Here is a 211-nt window from a genome sequence, read left to right as displayed (position 1 = left end):
TGGTGGGCGTAGCTCAGTTGGTAGAGCCCCGGATTGTGATTCCGGTTGTCGTGGGTTCAAGTCCCATCGTCCACCCCACTTTTTCGCGGGAGTGGTGGAATTGGTAGACACGCTGGATTTAGGTTCCAGTGCTTCACGGCGTGAGAGTTCAAGTCTCTCCTTCCGCACCAAATTAAAAGCGTTATAACGCTTGTCTCTATAAATAGTTATA

2 tRNA genes are annotated in these 211 nt (G+C 49.8%); both read left to right on the top strand.

What is annotated here, in order from left to right:
• The first annotated feature begins 2 nt into the window (after window positions 1-2).
• A tRNA-His gene (locus GVO63_RS19475) sits at window positions 3-78 on the top strand.
• 7 nt (window positions 79-85) lie between these two features.
• Window positions 86-170 (top strand) — tRNA-Leu (locus GVO63_RS19470).
• Window positions 171-211: the final 41 nt, after the last annotated feature.

Origin of the sequence: Alteromonas sp. KUL106, from assembly GCF_009811415.1 — a bacterium.
GTDB lineage: Bacteria > Pseudomonadota > Gammaproteobacteria > Enterobacterales > Alteromonadaceae > Alteromonas.
Note: the sequence above shows the minus strand (reverse complement) of the source record. Positions and strands in the feature narration are given on the sequence as shown.